This window comes from Klebsiella sp. HN106 (genome assembly GCF_051209435.1).
GTDB classification, from domain to species: domain Bacteria; phylum Pseudomonadota; class Gammaproteobacteria; order Enterobacterales; family Enterobacteriaceae; genus Klebsiella; species Klebsiella oxytoca.
The window spans coordinates 104687-121577 of the sequence record NZ_JBLURD010000014.1; the positions used below are offsets into that span (position 1 = coordinate 104687).

The window sequence follows — 16891 nt, forward strand, 5'->3', positions numbered from 1 at the left end:
GTTATTAGTTTTTATTCAGGTTGCTCCCCAATTTACACTCCTGTATACCCTTAAACTTGTCACGCTTATTAATCTTGGAATCCAGACAATGAAATTAAATGGCGTGTACAAATATAAAAGGACGGGAATTTTGCCTCCGGGAGGGGCACTCTCTAATCTCACCAGACTTAACCCGTTCAAGAAAAAATAAAGTTATGCGCCCGTGAGGGCGCTATTCATCAAAGGCATTTCGCATAAGCTTGATCATGGCTTTTTTACCAGCTTCAATATTGCGAATGTAGCGCATAACCATTTCTTCATTCGACCAGTTCCCCATTTCCATAATCTGTGGTAGCGAGTAACCTTCAATATCCAGCTGTATCGCACCGCCTACACGAACGCTGTGCCCTGTCCAGTAACGGGTTTTAGTCTCATTTGGATAAAGCTCATTCCACATTTCTTTAAATGCCCGTAAAAGGGAATTTTTGCTGAGCATACCGGCATCGTCCACAGTGTCTTCCTCATCTTCATCGTTCAGAAGACTTTGTTTAGCACGGTAGGGCAGGTTATGCCGTTTAAGAAGCTCAGATAGCTCATTCCCTTTACTCCGAAGCTTCCAGCCGGGTGGCATATAGCCTGTATCATGGAAATTTACGGCCTGGAAAAGGTATTCATCCGGATGACTGTGCTGATCCATTTTCACAAGGTTCATCAATCTCAAGAGGCAGTTAGTTAACTGACGTGTCAGCCGGTAGGTAAGAAGTGTACTGATGTTCGTTTTTGTACGGTATACCGTCAGGTTAAATTCACCGGTCATACTATCCAGAGACAGATCTTTCAGACGTATACGGCGAATTTCGGATGAACGGAGCAGTGTTTCAAAGCCTGTCCAGATCAGGCACAGGTCACGAAGCTTACGAACTGAGTTTGTAGTACTGCGTAACTTTATCAGAGCCTTGAGATCGCCAATAAGAAAGGGAGTTGCCTGTTTAGTCGTCTTTCGCTTCCGGGCTTCCGATTGTTTTAAGGCTTCCAGCATGTACCATGCTTCAGACGTAATAATCCCGGGCAGGTTAAGCCCTTTTTTATGGATACTGTTTAAGGCCTGAAGACAGCTGTTTATGCTGCTTCGTGACAATTTGCCTTCAAGATGCCCCATAAACGCCAGCAGAGCTTCCTCAGACACGGGGAGCGAACTTACTGGCCAGTCTGTATGCAACCGGGCATTCGCCTGATACCATTCGTTCCATACTCGTAGCCAGTGCAGATAGGTTTTAGCTGTGTTGTATCTCAGATGGGAAAAGTAACGGATCAAGCGTGAAAGCTGTTTATCATGGTTGCCGAACGTTTCCAGCTGCTGATGCAATTCGCTTTCCGAAAACTGTCTGATCACTGATTGATTCTTCATCCTGCTCACCGGGATACACTGGTTTTATTTACAGTCATTTTAGCACTCATGTACCTGGTTATGAACAGGGTGGAAACAACGAAAAAGGTTGTGAAATCGTTAGGCTTAAGTGAAAAATGATATTAAGATTATCCCTGGCCAGTTGAGGCCTGTCTAAAGAAGGTTGATTATGTCTGACACAAAGCAGTCTTATTTAATGAAATTCCGTAAGTGTAGTTCGTTCGAAACGCTCGAAAAAGTATTTGAAAGGTTATGTGAAAAAAACTCGGGTGTCGCCTCTCTTGAAATTTCTGGTGCTTATGATCATCGTAAAGCTGAACTGACAATGAAAAAGTTATATGACAAAGTTCCTGCGAGTGTGTGGACCTTTGTTCGCGAGTAATTATTGATATTGGCACAACAAAAAGACTGTGTCTGGATTTGAAAATAGTTTATGCCCCTTTCGGGGCTAAAGGCACTGTAATAGCCTGTCTTTTTAACTTTCTTATTAAGTTCGGAGAAAGACTTTAATCATAAGCCAAGCCCACTGCTAAATACATCCGATATTCTCCTTAATTTTAGAAGTTGTGATAAAAGTTACTTTACCTAAACTTCTCTCTCCATATTTGTAAGGCTCTCATTTGATTCTTGTCAAACATTAATCTGGAAAGCTAAAAAATCATTTCTTTTAATTCGTTTTACAGAAATCCTCCTCCGTTATTTCGGATATAGTTTGAATAATTATCAAAAACGGGGTGCAGCCATGCGTAAGAGTTACACATTTGGTATTCCATTTGGACTCCAGAGAGAATCAGGACTCTTTTTAGATATTACAGAGGTCAGCCGGGGTATCGACTGTAACTGCATCTGCCCCGCTTGCAAAACTGATCTGTTAGCAAAGCAGGGGGAGGTCAAGCTTTGGCATTTCTCACACAGTACTGCTGTAGCCGGTGACTGTGATGGTCTGATGGAAGCCATCCGGGGAAAAATTATTGAAGTCATCAACGAGCACCAGGTTCTTGGTTTCCCAAATCTTCTCGCTGGCGACGATGGTGGGCCGGTTTCACTGAATGAGGTTATTGGAAGCGGCAGTATGTTCGGAGGCACAGCTGATCTGTTCGTAAAGGTTAATGATTTATGTGTGGCCGTCTTTCTGGACAGGGATCGTAGCATTTCTGCGAAGTTAACCTTTGACCACCTTCATCCTTCCGAAAGAGTTGCCGCATTGCGTATCGATCTTCCAGATATTGAATATGAAATCAGTCAGGTGCAGCTCGGGCGACGTAAAACAACATACAGTGAGTGCATTGAAAGCCTGATCATTGATGAGACCAGTTCCCGGGAATGGCTATATCATCCATTAATGCATGAACTTGAATCTGAACCTCTTCAGGAGTATCGGGGACGGGAGCCTTCAGAGGAAGGGCCTCTTCTTCAGCGCCTTGCTGACTGTAAGATGAAATTGCCTGATATCCTTCCGGGCAGTCATAACGCGTTAGTCAGGTTACAGCAGGATACGATTGTATGTCTGTGTCGGTTAACGGTTCGGGCTTATGACATCGCTCAGACCGATGAATTTCCTTTGTTCCTTCGCTATTTCAGGTTGCACTGCCTGGAAAACAGCGAACATGTCAGTTACGAAAGACTGATCTGCTGGCAGGAAATGATTTCAAAAACCCAGGAAGGCCAGTCCTTGACACAAAACGAACTTGAATATCTTCATGAGATTGTCCGCATCGCCTTATACAATCACCGGCTTAACAATGTCAGTATTTCAGATGTTAAAAACCATGACACAGGAAAGGAGAGCGGCAGGGTAGAGCCACAAAACTATTCACTCTTATAAATAAATTGGGCTTTGCGCATTAAACCCTTGCCGCAGGAGGTGTACCGCATATCCGGCACAGACAGTCAGTTTTTCTGGCAGCTTAAATTTGACACAGCTTAATATAGTGATTCATTAAACAGGTTCAGTATGCTGCCAGAACGTTTTAGTCGTTATGGGCGTCCGTTAGTTTTCTACTAACTGAACGACGACCAGCCTGCCGCCTTCCTCCTTTGACAGAACAAACTGAGCGTTATTCGTCAGTTCAATTTTTTCCCCAATGGCAATCTGTCGTTTATCCGGTAATGACATAAGCCCATTTATGCCTTCATTTACTAACCACCACTGATCGTTATGGAAAACAAAATACCCAACTCGTTTCCTTTGCAAATCGGTTGTACGCTCATTTGGCGCAATGAGGCGATTCACATGCCACGCATAGATTGACTGCCCGCTCCACACCATCAACCGGTGGTCGTCAGGACGATAACTGCCTTCCTTTCGGGAAGAATATAAATTTAGAACCGGTAATTTACCCTTGTATGGCGTACCGCAGTAGGGACAAACCGGCTTTGTCTTACCCGAGAAAACGTACCATTTCTGTTCACACGCCTTGTTCTGGCAGGGCTGTATCAGATCGACTGTTTTAACCAGGGCGCTTTCCCACTCATCGGCGGTCGGGCGTTTAGTGGCATCGTGTAAGCCATCTATAAAGGCGCGCTCAAACAAAGGTGTCAGATAAGGGCCCATGATGGTGTAAGGAATTTTCTCCGGGTCAGCCCAGGGCAGTGAAAAGGACGATAGCTGACTGACTTTGACTGCATTGCTTTTGTCTGTCGGATGTTCAATGAAGAGTGCCTTCTCACCCATAGATAAGGTCTCATCACGTACTTCATCCGACATGTCATGTATTTTTCCGCCACGTAGCGGATGACGGAAGAACAGATACATGTAGATAAGCACCGACAGCGCATGACGGTCAGTAGTAATGCTTGGCAATACGCGGTTCGGATCCTCTTTGGAAAGATGACTGGTTTTCACCACTTCCGGAGCGATAAAATCCGGGGTGCCCACCACGTCGGGAGGATACTTTCCAGGGACAACCAGGCCGTCTACGTCAATGATGCAGGCATGTCCCATTTCTGGATCGATAAGCACGTTTTTATAGCTTAGATCGCTGTGACAGAGACCTGCCGCATGCATCCTTCTGACGGCTCTTGTCAGCAGCAGACAGACCTTGAGATAGGTAAGCGTATTGCCTCGTTCACGTGGGTCGAGAAATTTGTTCTGGTTGCTGGCGCTGGCAAACCATTTGCCTTCCTTTTCACGACCTTTTATGCCAAGAAAATCATCGTTTTTAGAGCCGTATTTAAAGAAAAAGTAGCTTTTGTAGGTTGGAACCACGATGCCGATTTTATCCCCATGCTCAACAACATGGGTCGGCCAGCAAAACAGGTCCTTCCAGTATTCACCTCCGGACTGGCCAAAAATGTTTTGCCTGTAGCGTCCGGTGATCATATCAATCCGATCCCGGGCCTGCTCGTTCTGCGGTTTATGATAAAAAGCGACGACGTATGATTTATCAGGCGAAAAGTAAACATCCTTCATCGAGCCCGAACCAATTACCTCGTCAACATACTGGACTGTTTCGCCGTCCTTTGTTTTGCACGTAACGATATTTGCCATATTGATCACCGAAAAAGCGTATCCCTTACCACAACACCGCAATAGTGCGGTCATCATGGTTCCCTGTGGAGAAAAAGTTAAGCCAGTCGCCTAACCTCTCAGGCGCAATACTGGCGTCTGTAAGGACAGGGTTGAGCTCATCAACGAGACGGGTCCATTTTTCGTCACTGCGAAGCCCATTATCCGTCTCAAACAGAGGGTCTGAGACGCCGTCTGTCATGAGGATCAAGTGAGATACATCATTCCATTTACCCACGCTGATGCGGCCGCTAAACGAGGGGTCTGCGATAATGCTCTGGTCAAGGAAACGGGTTTGTCCTGCGTATTCTCCGCTATCGGGATTTCCCAGTATCCTGACTTTACCGGAAGGGCTGTATGCACCTATCGCACCATCACCAAGCCAGAATGCAGCCGCAAACAGCTCGTTATCAGTTCGTAGCGCTACAGTTGCCAGAAGGGTTGTTGAATAGGATTTCACAGGTTGTTCTGCACAAATGGCTTCGTTCTGGATACTGTTGACCGCGAGCGTAGCTGCCTGTTTAAAATGATGAAGCATGGCGTTTATTGTTGCCTGCTGATCGCTCCCTTCCCACGCCGTGATGTGCTGCTTTAAATGGACGCCTTTCACACCACTGAGCTGATTTAAAAGGTAATCGCCAGCCGTTTTGACTGCAATCCGGGAGCCTTCCCGGGAATTTACCGCACTACCGGCTCCGTCTGCGACCAGCATGACAGACCATCCTGTTTCCTGGCAGTGGTTGATGTAGAAGTCGTCATCTCTGAAGCTTCCGGCATGCTCATGAGAGCGTCCCCGGCGACTGGCGGCAGCAATACGTATATCACCCCTGACCAGGCCAGCAGCGTCCAGATGGGACTTAGGGTAGGGAGCGTCTGCTGGTGGCTCTACCACCTTCCACAGGCTTCTCGGATCGGGATTGATTATAAATAGCTGTTTTGTTTCACATTCGTCGTGCGACGTGCATGACCAGATTACTGAAAGCTCTATATCGCCGCTTTCGGTGGGAGTACCTGTCAGCAACTCCTGTTCTTTGTCAAAAGACAGGCCAATGTTCCGGGGAAAGACAACGTCCCTGACAGTAGCCTGCTGGCCCTCACCCAGAACGATAGCAACCGGCGAAGAGAAACGTTCGCCTGCGCGGGCGTTGGGGATCGTTATTTTAGCTCTCGGGGGAACGGCAGGTGGCACAGCTAAGCTGGCCCGCTGCTGGCCTGTCGGTATCTGCCCGGGTTTTAATACCAGGGAAGACAGGTTTTCGTCTTCCCTCTGTGCTGGTTTATCAAATTCGTAATAAGGCATCAGCTTCCAGAACGGAGGATGAGGCTCATTTTCTGGCAGGGGTTGCAGTGCTGATGTATCGGTAGCGTCAATGCCCGGGTTATCAGCAACACTTACGACCGTTTGTTGCTGATCGGAAAGACTGGATGCTGACGAGGCGGCAATCTCTGCGTCGTTATCACCTTCGCTAACCCGCGCAGATAAACCCTGTGCAAGGCTCTCAATCCGCTCTTTAAGCCGCATAATTTCTTCGGTAAGGGATGGGTCCTGCGATAGAAGTAAAAGCCGCTCACCTTCAACAGGGTGGCCCAGCTCAGACAGAACTAAGCGGATAATCTTCTCTTCAAGTAAAGCATTTTGCGACATCAACCTCTCCCTCTGTTTACGTCGAAGTTAGTGTTTCCGCCATCATTGCTGAATGACAGGCCTGTTTCACACCACGGGCAGATCACGTCATCCGGGCCGTCAATACACAGCAACTTTCCGCATGAGCACAGGGCAAACGCACTGGCATTACCGCAGTGGGGGCAACCCGGTACGCCATGCAGTTCGCTGGTATTTACCTGCAAACCGGTAGCGGTGGCATCTGACCACGCAAAATAGTCCTCATCGATGGGATAGCATCCGGCAATATTAAAGCTGTTCAGGTTCAGACTGAAATCGAGCCCGGAAACCCTTGCTGGTGGCCGTTCATACTTCATCAGGTACGGACGACGGGTCTTGCTGCAACGGCCGGTAAGCGTAACGCAGTTTTCGTCGTACGCTTTTACTGGCTCGTCCTTGGCCAGCCGGACTATGTATTCAGTCTGGCTGAGCTCAGGTTGTTTGTCGTCCCCGACGCTGCGGCTGTGCGCCGTAACCGAGGCCGTGATCCATTTGATGAAGCGGGTAAAGTCCCCTTCCTGAGATTCGGTGAACAGCATGACATTCTCTGTCAGTTGCCGCAGGATATTCAGGTCCGCTGACGGCCCCAGGCCAACGGCAATGAGATTCACTTTACTCGCGTAGTGATCCTTCCAGCGCTTCACTTCTGCGGTTGTGTCGTCAGTCGGACGTCCGTCGGTAAGGAGATACACGACGGGTTTCCAGTCGCCTTTAGCCTCATGAGTGGTTTTTCTGACCTGGGTATCAATTTGCACGGTCAGCTCACGCAATGCAGCTCCAAGGCTCGTACCGCCGCCAACGGGAAGGCGGGGAGGGTAGAACGAGGCAATTTCGTGAAGAGGTACAATCGTACGGGCTACACCGGCAAATGCGATTACCGAGACCCAGGCTGTTTCAAGTGCGTGTGGATCCTTTCTTAAATCTCCGACGATCATTTGCAGACCATCAGTCATTTTTTTCAGGTTTTCACCAATCATGGACTCTGAACAGTCCAGGACAAAAAACACGGGAAGGCGTCTCATAATTTTCCTCGTACGGCTGGTACGGCCAGCAGAAAACGTTGCTGTACAGAAAGGTGCTGCCCGGAAACAGCACCTTTCTGTCTGTCAGAGCACCAGCTGGATTTCTGGTGGAGGAGGGGGAAGGGTATCAGTTCCGTTATTGATCCCCGCGCTTGTGCTGCCGGAAGACACGCTGGCCGATACCCATTTAAAGAAACCTGCAAACGCGGTTGAATCTAGCGTCTCCAGAGACACAACCTTATCGGTGAGCTGTTTTAAGTGCTCATGGCCTGCTTTAGGACCAACGGCGCAGGCAATGATGGATCCGAATCCCCGGCCGCGAATCGCTTTTACCGCTTCACCGTACGCCAGGGCATCAGAAGGGGTTCCATCAGTCATCAGGAATACCAGAGGACGCCAGTCTCCTTTGGTATCACCATCTGAGCGACGTACATCCCGTTCAACACACTGCATCAGACATTCAAGGGCAGCACCGGTGAACGTCCCGCCTGCGCTTGGCACAACGATGTCAGAAAACTGGAAGTCTTCCAGCGGCGTGAGAGGAATGAACTCACGCGCCTCATTGTCATAGGTGATAATGGAGATATGAACGCTTTCGAGGGCGTAGGGATCCTGGCGAAGAGCGCTAAGCATCGCCTGAATTCCAACGTTAACGGAATGGATTGACTCACCGCGCATCGAGCCGGATGTGTCGATAACAAGGTAAACAGGCAGGCGGCGCATCACATGTAATTCCTCAGGTGCGAGACAAACGAATCTGATTCTGAAGGCTCACCAATTGCCCTGAGTTTCCAGCCTGTAGCCTCGCGTATCAGCTCGGCAAAGACCATGGAGCGCTGGCTGGCGAAGGCGGGTCCGCCAGAAAGATCGAATCGTGCCATTTCAATATTACGGGCATCTACTGCCCGGATGAAGGCATTCTGAACTTTACCAAAGTGCTGCTGGAGCTTTTCACCATTGTAGATCTGAACGATGAACACAATTTTCTCGTACTGAGCGTCAAGGGAATTCAGGCGCACAATAATTTGCTCATCGTCACCGTCACCGGCTCCGGTTCGGTTATCGCCCGTCAGCCAGATATTGCCTGACTTATGGCGAAGGCTGTTGAAAAAGATGATATCGCCATTCACAAGCGTTGGTTTACCATTTTCCACATTGCCGAGATCGGTCACCTTTCCGGCTGAATTACACAGGAAAGCGATCACATCAAGGTCGTATTCTTCTTCTTTTTTACCAAAGATCCCGCCGAGAAAACCTTTCTTTTCCTCATTAATATCCCAACCGAGGCCGATAGTAACGGACGAGAGATCGTATTCATTTTTTTTCAGGCTTACGCCCTGGCCTTTGCTCAGACTGACAGACATGATATCCCCTTAATCAATAAAATTATAAGACCACATTTACTTCTGGCGGCGGCGGTGGCAGGTCTTCAAGACCGATCACTTCTTTTTTGCTGGACTCCACTTTCTGACTGCCTACCGAAATGCTCGCACTGACCCATTTAAAGAAAGCTTTAATCGTCGAACTGTCAGCTGTATCGAGCTGAACCACGATTTCAGTGATTTCTTTGAGGACGCTGGTATCGGCATCATGCCCGGCTGCACATGCCACAACAACGCCGGTTCTGGCCGCTTTAAAGTCATTCAGGCCTTTACGCCAGTCATCATTCGGACTTCCATCCGTCATCAGGAATACAAGGGGACGCCAGTCACCTTTAGTGTCAGCCGTCGTTTTCTGTACTTCTTTGGCAATGGAGCTGGCCGTGAGGGAAAGCGCTTCGCCAAGAGACGTGGTGCCGCTGGCTGTTAGTGCTGGCATCTGGAAACTCAGGAGGTCTGTCAGGGGGACTGCCTGTCGGGCTGAAGAATCAAAGGTGATCACTGACACGTGAGCCGTTTCGAGTGCATACGGATCCTGTTTCAGCGTGGTAAGCAGCGTCTGAACGCCATTTTTAACCGCTTCGATAGGCTCTCCGTGCATAGAGCCGGACGTGTCGAGTAGCAGATATACGGGTAAGCGTCTCAAATGTAATTCCTTCTTAAGTGATCGTAAGAGGAGAGTAGTTTCAGGAAGAGGCCAGGGTTTGTTGATTTGATAAAACGGCACGACATCTGTCGGGTGGAGATTAAATACTCAGAAGCGGCATTAAAGAAATAAGTTAACCACCATAGAATTACCGACATGTGAATGGCCTCTTATCAACAGAAAAATAATTCAGACCGGACTGGAATATAAGATTTCTGAAAAAACTCGGACAAATAAACTGTCTTATGTATGAAATTCATCATACATCACAGATCTGCATGAATGGAGTGTAAAACGCCCAAAGATTGATGTGTAGCACAAGAGGATGTCAAGACACCAGGTTTTGTAGTCAGTAAGGCGCTGCTGGCATTGCGGGAGGAGAATAGATCAAAACTACGTCACGCCAATACAGAGGTAAAATATGACAAAACCGGGGTTTTCACCCCGGTCTGAGATTTAGCGTCAGGACTTTTTAGCGCTGTATTCTTTTATCAGTTCGTCAACGGAGTGCAGAGCCAGCTTCTCTACCGCTTCACTTCGGGTCGAGCCACTCAGCGCAGCCAGACGGTCAATTTTTCTTAAGATCCGCATGCGTAGCGATAAGGACACGGCTGTTTTTTTATCCTTATCGAGTACGACCTTCCCTGTAGACTCACCGGTTTTCAGTTCAGCATTCTGTGCGAGCGCTTCATTCATCCGGCGAAGGGTCTTTTTATCCAGCTGGCCCGGATTAACGAGATGGTAGGAATGACCTGCCTTGCTGTATTTGATCTCCGCAGAATATGACTCGCGTAGCTCTTTGAGGGCCCGGGTTAATGTCGGCTCTGAGCATTCCAGACTGGTTATAATGTCGGCAGCGGAAACGGGCTTGCCGGTGCCCAGTAAGTTGGCAAGCTTAAAAATCCGGGCCTGTCTGGTATTTAATTGCATCGTAAGATTTAGCCTGCTTAAAGGGTTAGTGGTTCAATAGGCTGAAAAATGAAGGTACTGCTCATCTTTCGAATAACCGGGTGATCGCCTAACGCTTCAACCGGATCAATGTGTTCTATGCCTGCAAAATTTACTGACGACATCTGGCTGCGAGTGCATTTGCAGGACAGGATATACTCATCCTCCAGATAGCCGGTCCGCTTACTGACCCGTTGCGTAAAGCCTGACACAATCACGTTGTCGAAAGGTAGCGTATGTAAAACGATACCGACCAGGCGGAACAAGCAGCCATGGACGTGGCGGGCATAGTTTTCGCGTACGGCTTTTTGCGTCATGGCTTTTTCCGTCAGCTCCGTGCCCCGGGCATTAACGCCGTAAATCTTATCAGGGAAATCTTCAATCTCAGCTAAATCAACGTCCAGCAGGACTGCTGATAGCTCCGGCTTTACTTCAAATGCAACAATCGTTTCACGCGGCCATTCAGTTTCTGCCAGCACACCCGCCAGGTATGATTCGAAAAACGCGGCGTCTGTCCGGAACTGCTGCCGGGCATCTGCCTGAGCCGTGGCGAGCCGTTTTTCATGTTCTTCTGCTTCAAACTTCCAGTTTGCATACTGTTCGGCCCAGGCCGTCCGTTGTTGCTGGTACCGGTGCTGTCGAAGGGTATTCTCACGCTCCACATCAATCAGCTCCTGCTGCCACCGGCGAAGATTTTCGGCGTGGCGCTCAGCTTTAGCTGATTCCGATTCAAACCATTTACCCAGAAAACTAATGCCTTCGCTCTCGGCAGGCTTTTCCGGCAATGCAAGGTAGTCTGGCTTTTCTGGACGCACCGGTGCCGGAACCTGAAAAGGCGACGTTCTGTTATGCAGGTATACTGCTTCCAGCTCTGCCCAGCTGATGCCTGTTTTTGGATCCGGCGTCAGCTCGTGAATATTACGGATTGCGGTTACCGCTGACATGAGTTCAGCGGCTTCCTGCTCAAGCGCCTGTCTGAGCCCCGGGTCGGTTGCCGTCCGGTTTCCACCTCCGGAACGCGCGGCCCGGTCAAGCCGGGTACGGTAACTCAGCCCGGTACCGGGCAAGCCCAGATTGGCATAGGTCCCCCGGCTACCAAAAGAAACGGAAGCACCTCTCGGCCCGACACTCAGGCTCGGTGCACCGTTACTCAGGTTGAGGCGAACGCCAGGAATAATGTTGATCGACTTTCTGAACCTGAACCCCATTATGATTTCCTTAATGATGCTGGGTCACGGTAAGTAATCTGATTCCATCAGCGCTTTGCTCGTTCTGTAACCCATAAAAACGAGCTCTGTCCAGAATGCCAGCCGCCCAGCGGCGATGTGTGGCGGGTTCACACATTGCTCCCTGCGACTTAAACACGGCCTGGGTAGAGTTCAGGATCCGCAGAGCGTCAGAATACTCACCCTGAGTGACCATCAGCGCGTTTTGAATGACCTCTATCTGACCCGGGTGAATGGCCGTTTTCCCAACAAGCCCATGTGCCATATCAAGAGCCAGCTCTCTGGCCATAACGGCATGATCGTCAATATGCTCACATACGGGCGCGGTCAGGGCAAAATCACGCGGGCCGAAGACTGAAACGAGCATTTTGATGACGTAGCCCATCGGGCTGTCATACAGCGTCAGGTCCCGGGGGCGGCGAAGCGACACAACGTTCATAAGATCGTTGCCGCCGATTCGAAGCGCAATAATGCGGTCGTGGCAGGGATGTTCCACCAGGCGAGTGGCCAGCTCGCGCATCTGAACCACGTCAAAGACGTCTTCTGTTTCCAGCGTTGGCATCATGCACAGGTGAGTCCCGCCCATGATATCCCACCATTCAGCTAACGAACTGAGGGTAAATTTCGGCAACACAAACCCATCGACAGCGGAAAGATCATAATGCGCTTTTAACCATCTGCCCATTTCGGCATGCCGAGGGCGAATGAACACCAGAGGCCAGTCATTTTTACCCAGGCTACGCATGCTGTTACTGAGCTCGTGCAGCAGGTGCTCCAGATTTTTGAGGGCGATGGGGATGTCTGCTTCACTGACAGCATCCTCCAGGCAAATCACCAGAGAGCGCAAACCCGGGATTTTCCCGTGCAGGACGGCATCAGCAATATCTTCCCGTGTTGCAGGCATGTATAGCGTGGCTCCCAGATTCCAGGGAGAAAGACGATTTTTCATCAGAGTACCTTCTTGATAATGGTTACAGCCCGATACTGGCCGAGGGTTCCCCCCATTTCTGTAACAACTATTCCCTTTTCACGAGCAAGCCCTACAAGCAAGGCAACGTCCGGGTCGTCAATAGAACGCACAAATACATGGTCCGGTACCCGACGTAATACAGCCCGGGTTGCTTCAGCAATACCGGGTTTAATACGATTGACGCTGTCCACTTTAAATTCATCGGCCAGGAACGCGATAACGTCGCGACTTGTCTGCCATAAGACCCGGGCTGACTCCATATTCCAGCTCAGGGTAGCGAGGGATGACGGGGTTAACTTCTTACGGAAATGGGCGACGGTATCGACAAGCATCCGGCTGCATTCGAATTCACTGAGATGCTCGCAAACCATGCACCCATGTAATCCTTCAGAGGACCATACTGACCGGGAGATCAGGCCTGATACCGGCGCACCCATGATGCCAAAAGGAATGAGCCAGTCATCATCACTGGCTGCAAGCCAGGAGCAGCCACAGGGATCGGCCAGGACAACCAGTCGCGGCTGCTCAGGATAGCCCGGGCGATCTTTCAGTGCGCGTACAAGCTCTCCGGTAATTGCGCCTTTACCTGTCCATCCGTCAACAAAGACAATACCGCTGGTACCATGGCGCTCTTCAATGACGTCGAGGGCTGCACCGTCAATTCCACGATCCCGGATAATGCTGATACCGTAATGCCATGAGGTTTTCCCCATGTCACGCAGGGCCTGGTGCAGCATAACGCCGAGCGGCACGCCAGCTCTGACGAGACTGGCCAGTACAATGGGCTCATCACCGAAGCGTTCGGCCAGAGCAATAGCGAGCTGTGTGACTTCTTTTGCAAGTCTCTCTGCGCCCCGATCCAGCGCCCGGTGAAACAAATCAAGATGCCATTGTGTTGGCGCTGGCTCCTGACTGAGCATGTCCGAATAATGTTTCTTCCCTGACTGAATCAGCTCTTCTTTTTGCTCAACCGGCGTCATCTCAATGACTACCGGCTTTAGCAGAAATTCCACGTCACCGGGCTGGTATGAGCCGGTAAATGTGTCATGTGGCTGCATTTTAATTTTCTCCAAAAATTCGCTGTGAAATGGCATCTGCAAACTGACTCTGACGCGGGATGCCAAACCAGCTGCACAGTTTCATAAAACGATGATCGCTCAGGCTGTCGCCCAGACCAATTACGGGGAAGACTCCGCGTTCAGCCCGAAGTTTTTCAAGCAGCCATCTGACTGCCAGCCCTTTCTCAACCGCGGTGGGAAGCCAGGCCACGTTATTACTGTTGCGGTGGATGTAGAAGCCCTCGGTCGGAAACACCGTTTCTATCTCATCTGCAATGGCATTGAGCTCGTCAAGGCGGGTGCTGTCGCGGTGCTTCATCACCATATAAACCGCCGTTTCACCGTATTCGAAGTTCAGCCTTGCCCAGGCATTGATCCCTTTTGCGTCCATCATTTCAGTGATCAGACGCTGCATCGATGTCAGCTTTTCCTGATAGGGAGCCAGCTGGCCGAGCATATGGGCCTTCCACTCCTCGTCGGGTTTGCCTTCTGGCGTGAGAATGACGGCCCCGTGAGTGGTGATTGCCCAGGAGTGGAAAGGGATCCGTACGCGGCTGATTTCTTCAGTTCCCCGTGCGGTAACGGGTATGAGTTCAGCCTGCTCCAGGAGCCAGTCCACCAACATGGACTGTTCTTCCGTCATAAAGCTTCGTGGATTCAGGGTGCGATCAACGGCACCGGTACGGAATGGCTCCAGGGCCAGCTCGTCCACCATTTTACGACGGGTCTGAAAGAGCGTGTCGTCAAGGTCGCTCAGAACAACGGGTTTATTCATAGGTAACAATCTCCACGACGGCCGCAACCTCAGCCAGCGCTTTAAGAAGCTGCGTGTCAATACTTTCTGCGGGTGTCTCAGTACACACAAGAATGCGGTCAAACTGCTGGTGGGCGACGTTATAGACAAAATTGGGGATGCCCAGCCCGTAGTTATCCGTAAAGGAAATGGCGGACTCAATGGCATAACCAACGGCGATAGGGGAGCGGGTGGTCGATCCATAAAATGCCTGTGCTCCGGCAGCTTCGAGCCGTTCAGCAAGCAGGAACGGCTCCCAGACGAATTCCCCGGTCCCGAGAACCAGAATACGTTCCCCCTTGTGGACGGAGACCTCATGGCCGAGATCGGCCGCAGGTGCGAGCATCCCCAGTCGGCCCCAGGACTGTTTTCCCTGGATGTCCCATTCTCCTCGTGAAGTTACGTTGACTTTCGGCATGTCCGGGACAGGTGCATCAGGTAATGGGGTCCATCCCCACTTACCGCTTACAAGAGAAACCGAAGTGACTGGTAAGGTGCTGCGCTCGGACAAGGCTTTGCCACTCCAGTCGGTAAGCGTAACGGCTATAACCTGTTCAATATGTTGAAGCTTGCCGGTATTACGCAGGGCTGAAAGCAGGTTAATAAAGGTATTACCGGTGGTTGCCTCGTCATCAATCAAAACCAGCGTTCGTGCGTTGGTAACACGACGTCTTTTCTCTTCATCATCTGGCAGATAGATCAGATGATCGGTGGCGTGGCTGTGTTCTTCCTTGAACTCGCAAAGCAACGTGCCATCAACCGGGTGACGGGTAGAGGTCAGATAGACAGATTCAGGATGCTGGTGGCGCACTTCATCAAATACACCGGCCCCAAGCCCAACGGCGGTTTCAGCCATACCGATAAACAGTACGGGTCCTGTCAGTGTCGAGGGGAACTGGCTGGCAAGCTGTCTGTAGGCCTGCCGCATGACTGAGGGTGGCACGGGAATGTGCCTGCCGAGTACTTTGCTGACAAACAGAAAGGCGCGTTTCGGGTTACGTCTTTCAGCGATGTCAAACAGGTCATCGAGCGAAACTTCACCCTGGTCGCGGGTTACCTGAATCGTACCGCATGAGAGGGTACGGCGATAAATCATATCTTCGAGGATATCAGACATAAATACGCCTTAATTCAGAAGGTTAGAGAGTGATTCCGGGTATGCAATTACATCCGTAATGGATCTCACCGCAACCGGAGAAAAGGTGTTTTTAGCGCTCTGGCGCACCATATCTTCAGACATCAGACCGAGCTTAAAGGCAGCAAATAACCCAGGAAGGTTCACCCCGCTGTGAAGGGTATAACCCACCCCCCCTGACGGACGCATGTTGGTTTCAAGCAGCACCGGGTTGCCATTCACATCGTTTCGCGTCTGAACATTCACCAGCCCGTCGGCCTTCATAACCCTGGCGCAGTCACACGCCAGTTCCCAGGCGCTTCCTTCGTTTACCAGATACTGGATAACCCCTTCCTTACGGCGTCCCACGGCTGCGAGTATTTCGCCCTTATCCGCGAGGATATCGACGGAAAATTCCGGGCCTGGCAGGTACGGCATCAAAACAAGGGGTTTAAACGACTCAGCAGCTGATGCTGCTGCAATATACTGTTGCGGACTGACCAGACGATGTTCGGGATGATTAAAGACGGCCATAGGCGAAGCACTGTCATCAAAGCGCCAGAATCCCATGCCATAGATACCCGTCACCGGCTTCACGCATACCGGGCTGTCAGTGAACGGCGGGGCCGCGAGGTGTGTTTTTAATTCTGTCAGCGTATTCACCCGCCAGGATGGTACGACCGGGAGACCCTTTTGCTCCATAAACTGAGCAAAAGTAACTTTTTCGTCAGCCAGAGTTAACCAGTCGACGCCCGTTGCACCGGTAGTAAGGGTGGCACCGGTCGATTCAATGGCTGAACGGTGTTCTTCAAACCACTGGCTGTTACGGCCAGTATGAATATGGTGGATGCCGTAGGACTGAATGGTTTCCTGGATAAACTGAAGACGTTTTTGAGGATCTTCAGGTTCAGTCAAAGAATAGTCGGCAACGGAAAGGATTTCATTTCTTTCGTTACGGTGGGAGGCAAAAACGGTAATGGCAAAATTATTTTTTTTTGCAAATGATTTTACCCCCTGAATAATATCTCGCTGGGAGGATAAACCTTCCATAAACCAAATTTTCTTGTTCATTTTTTTTAATTATCCGGAACGCCATGCAAATTTATGATTGAGAAGTGAGTCTATGAGTGTCTAAGCTACATGTCAATCATAATATGATTAATAACTCCTGTGGTTA

At 50.0% G+C, this 16891-nt stretch carries 16 protein-coding genes; 2 read left to right on the plus strand and 14 right to left on the minus strand.

The genetic code is table 11. The annotated features are described in order from the left end of the window. Positions 1-211 precede the first annotated feature (211 nt). Complete coding sequence (locus ACSIPU_RS24670; RefSeq protein ID WP_000795949.1) at positions 212-1387, minus strand: tyrosine-type recombinase/integrase; 1176 nt, start codon at positions 1385-1387, stop codon at positions 212-214. A gap of 169 nt (positions 1388-1556) precedes the next feature. Here ACSIPU_RS24670 and ACSIPU_RS24675 point away from each other — a divergent pair, with 169 nt between their 5' ends. Further along, positions 1557-1769 (plus strand): Hha/YmoA family nucleoid-associated regulatory protein, encoded by a 213-nt coding sequence (locus ACSIPU_RS24675; protein WP_001285422.1) that lies wholly within the window; start codon positions 1557-1559, stop codon positions 1767-1769. 360 nt (positions 1770-2129) lie between these two features. Further along, entirely contained in the window at positions 2130-3212 is a 1083-nt protein-coding gene (locus tag ACSIPU_RS24680; protein WP_001232447.1) for a competence protein CoiA family protein, read from the plus strand. Between the two features lie 165 nt (positions 3213-3377). Here the strand turns inward: ACSIPU_RS24680 and ACSIPU_RS24685 are convergent, their stop codons facing one another. The 13 genes from ACSIPU_RS24685 to ACSIPU_RS24745 form a co-directional block, all read right to left on the minus strand. Further along, a complete protein-coding gene (locus ACSIPU_RS24685; RefSeq protein WP_001284315.1) occupies positions 3378-4877 on the minus strand; it encodes a helix-hairpin-helix domain-containing protein in 1500 nt (499 codons plus the stop codon). A gap of 25 nt (positions 4878-4902) precedes the next feature. Continuing rightward, positions 4903-6540, minus strand: coding sequence for a PP2C family serine/threonine-protein phosphatase (locus ACSIPU_RS24690; protein ID WP_000081059.1), 1638 nt, complete (start codon positions 6538-6540; stop codon positions 4903-4905). Next, a complete protein-coding gene (locus ACSIPU_RS24695) occupies positions 6540-7580 on the minus strand; it encodes a TerY-C metal binding domain-containing protein (protein ID WP_001253656.1) in 1041 nt (346 codons plus the stop codon). The genes ACSIPU_RS24690 and ACSIPU_RS24695 overlap by 1 nt, the downstream gene beginning before the upstream one ends. Before the next feature lie 84 nt (positions 7581-7664). Further along, a complete protein-coding gene (locus tag ACSIPU_RS24700; RefSeq protein WP_001253658.1) occupies positions 7665-8303 on the minus strand; it encodes a vWA domain-containing protein in 639 nt (212 codons plus the stop codon). Beyond that, positions 8303-8944, minus strand: coding sequence for a TerD family protein (locus tag ACSIPU_RS24705; RefSeq protein WP_000116681.1), 642 nt, complete (start codon positions 8942-8944; stop codon positions 8303-8305). The genes ACSIPU_RS24700 and ACSIPU_RS24705 overlap by 1 nt, the downstream gene beginning before the upstream one ends. A 22-nt stretch (positions 8945-8966) precedes the next feature. Beyond that, on the minus strand, positions 8967-9605 hold the full coding sequence (locus ACSIPU_RS24710) for a vWA domain-containing protein (protein WP_001253657.1): 639 nt from the start codon (positions 9603-9605) through the stop codon (positions 8967-8969). A gap of 462 nt (positions 9606-10067) precedes the next feature. Then, positions 10068-10535 (minus strand): tellurium resistance protein TerW, encoded by a 468-nt coding sequence (terW, locus tag ACSIPU_RS24715; RefSeq protein ID WP_001176767.1) that lies wholly within the window; start codon positions 10533-10535, stop codon positions 10068-10070. Positions 10536-10552: 17 nt separating this feature from the next. Continuing rightward, the gene (locus ACSIPU_RS24720; RefSeq protein WP_011152964.1) at positions 10553-11761 is read right to left on the minus strand and encodes a DUF4236 domain-containing protein; all 1209 of its coding nucleotides are present in this window, start codon (positions 11759-11761) and stop codon (positions 10553-10555) included. Positions 11762-11771: 10 nt separating this feature from the next. Next, a complete protein-coding gene (locus ACSIPU_RS24725) occupies positions 11772-12728 on the minus strand; it encodes an HpcH/HpaI aldolase/citrate lyase family protein (protein WP_011152965.1) in 957 nt (318 codons plus the stop codon). Next, complete coding sequence (locus ACSIPU_RS24730; protein WP_001585166.1) at positions 12728-13807, minus strand: cysteine protease StiP family protein; 1080 nt, start codon at positions 13805-13807, stop codon at positions 12728-12730. The genes ACSIPU_RS24725 and ACSIPU_RS24730 overlap by 1 nt, the downstream gene beginning before the upstream one ends. 1 nt (position 13808) lies before the next feature. Continuing rightward, a complete protein-coding gene (locus ACSIPU_RS24735) occupies positions 13809-14582 on the minus strand; it encodes an HAD family hydrolase (RefSeq protein WP_001040058.1) in 774 nt (257 codons plus the stop codon). Then, entirely contained in the window at positions 14575-15717 is a 1143-nt protein-coding gene (locus tag ACSIPU_RS24740; protein WP_001280115.1) for a phosphoribosyltransferase domain-containing protein, read from the minus strand. The genes ACSIPU_RS24735 and ACSIPU_RS24740 overlap by 8 nt, the downstream gene beginning before the upstream one ends. Positions 15718-15726: 9 nt before the next feature. Next, positions 15727-16785, minus strand: coding sequence for an ATP-grasp domain-containing protein (locus ACSIPU_RS24745; RefSeq protein WP_012477371.1), 1059 nt, complete (start codon positions 16783-16785; stop codon positions 15727-15729). Between the last annotated feature and the right edge of the window lie 106 nt (positions 16786-16891).

Bases quoted from the DNA above. Each gene is read 5' to 3' on its own strand.
- ACSIPU_RS24670 (WP_000795949.1), bottom strand. From the start codon at position 1,387: ATGAAGAATCAATCAGTGATCAGACAGTTTTCGGAAAGCGAATTGCAT.
- ACSIPU_RS24675 (WP_001285422.1), top strand. From the start codon at position 1,557: ATGTCTGACACAAAGCAGTCTTATTTAATGAAATTCCGTAAGTGTAGT.
- ACSIPU_RS24680 (WP_001232447.1), top strand. From the start codon at position 2,130: ATGCGTAAGAGTTACACATTTGGTATTCCATTTGGACTCCAGAGAGAA.
- ACSIPU_RS24685 (WP_001284315.1), bottom strand. From the start codon at position 4,877: ATGGCAAATATCGTTACGTGCAAAACAAAGGACGGCGAAACAGTCCAG.
- ACSIPU_RS24690 (WP_000081059.1), bottom strand. From the start codon at position 6,540: ATGTCGCAAAATGCTTTACTTGAAGAGAAGATTATCCGCTTAGTTCTG.
- ACSIPU_RS24695 (WP_001253656.1), bottom strand. From the start codon at position 7,580: ATGAGACGCCTTCCCGTGTTTTTTGTCCTGGACTGTTCAGAGTCCATG.
- ACSIPU_RS24700 (WP_001253658.1), bottom strand. From the start codon at position 8,303: ATGCGCCGCCTGCCTGTTTACCTTGTTATCGACACATCCGGCTCGATG.
- ACSIPU_RS24705 (WP_000116681.1), bottom strand. From the start codon at position 8,944: ATGTCTGTCAGTCTGAGCAAAGGCCAGGGCGTAAGCCTGAAAAAAAAT.
- terW (WP_001176767.1), bottom strand. From the start codon at position 10,535: ATGCAATTAAATACCAGACAGGCCCGGATTTTTAAGCTTGCCAACTTA.
- ACSIPU_RS24720 (WP_011152964.1), bottom strand. From the start codon at position 11,761: ATGGGGTTCAGGTTCAGAAAGTCGATCAACATTATTCCTGGCGTTCGC.
- ACSIPU_RS24725 (WP_011152965.1), bottom strand. From the start codon at position 12,728: ATGAAAAATCGTCTTTCTCCCTGGAATCTGGGAGCCACGCTATACATG.
- ACSIPU_RS24730 (WP_001585166.1), bottom strand. From the start codon at position 13,807: ATGCAGCCACATGACACATTTACCGGCTCATACCAGCCCGGTGACGTG.
- ACSIPU_RS24735 (WP_001040058.1), bottom strand. From the start codon at position 14,582: ATGAATAAACCCGTTGTTCTGAGCGACCTTGACGACACGCTCTTTCAG.
- ACSIPU_RS24740 (WP_001280115.1), bottom strand. From the start codon at position 15,717: ATGTCTGATATCCTCGAAGATATGATTTATCGCCGTACCCTCTCATGC.
- ACSIPU_RS24745 (WP_012477371.1), bottom strand. From the start codon at position 16,785: ATGAACAAGAAAATTTGGTTTATGGAAGGTTTATCCTCCCAGCGAGAT.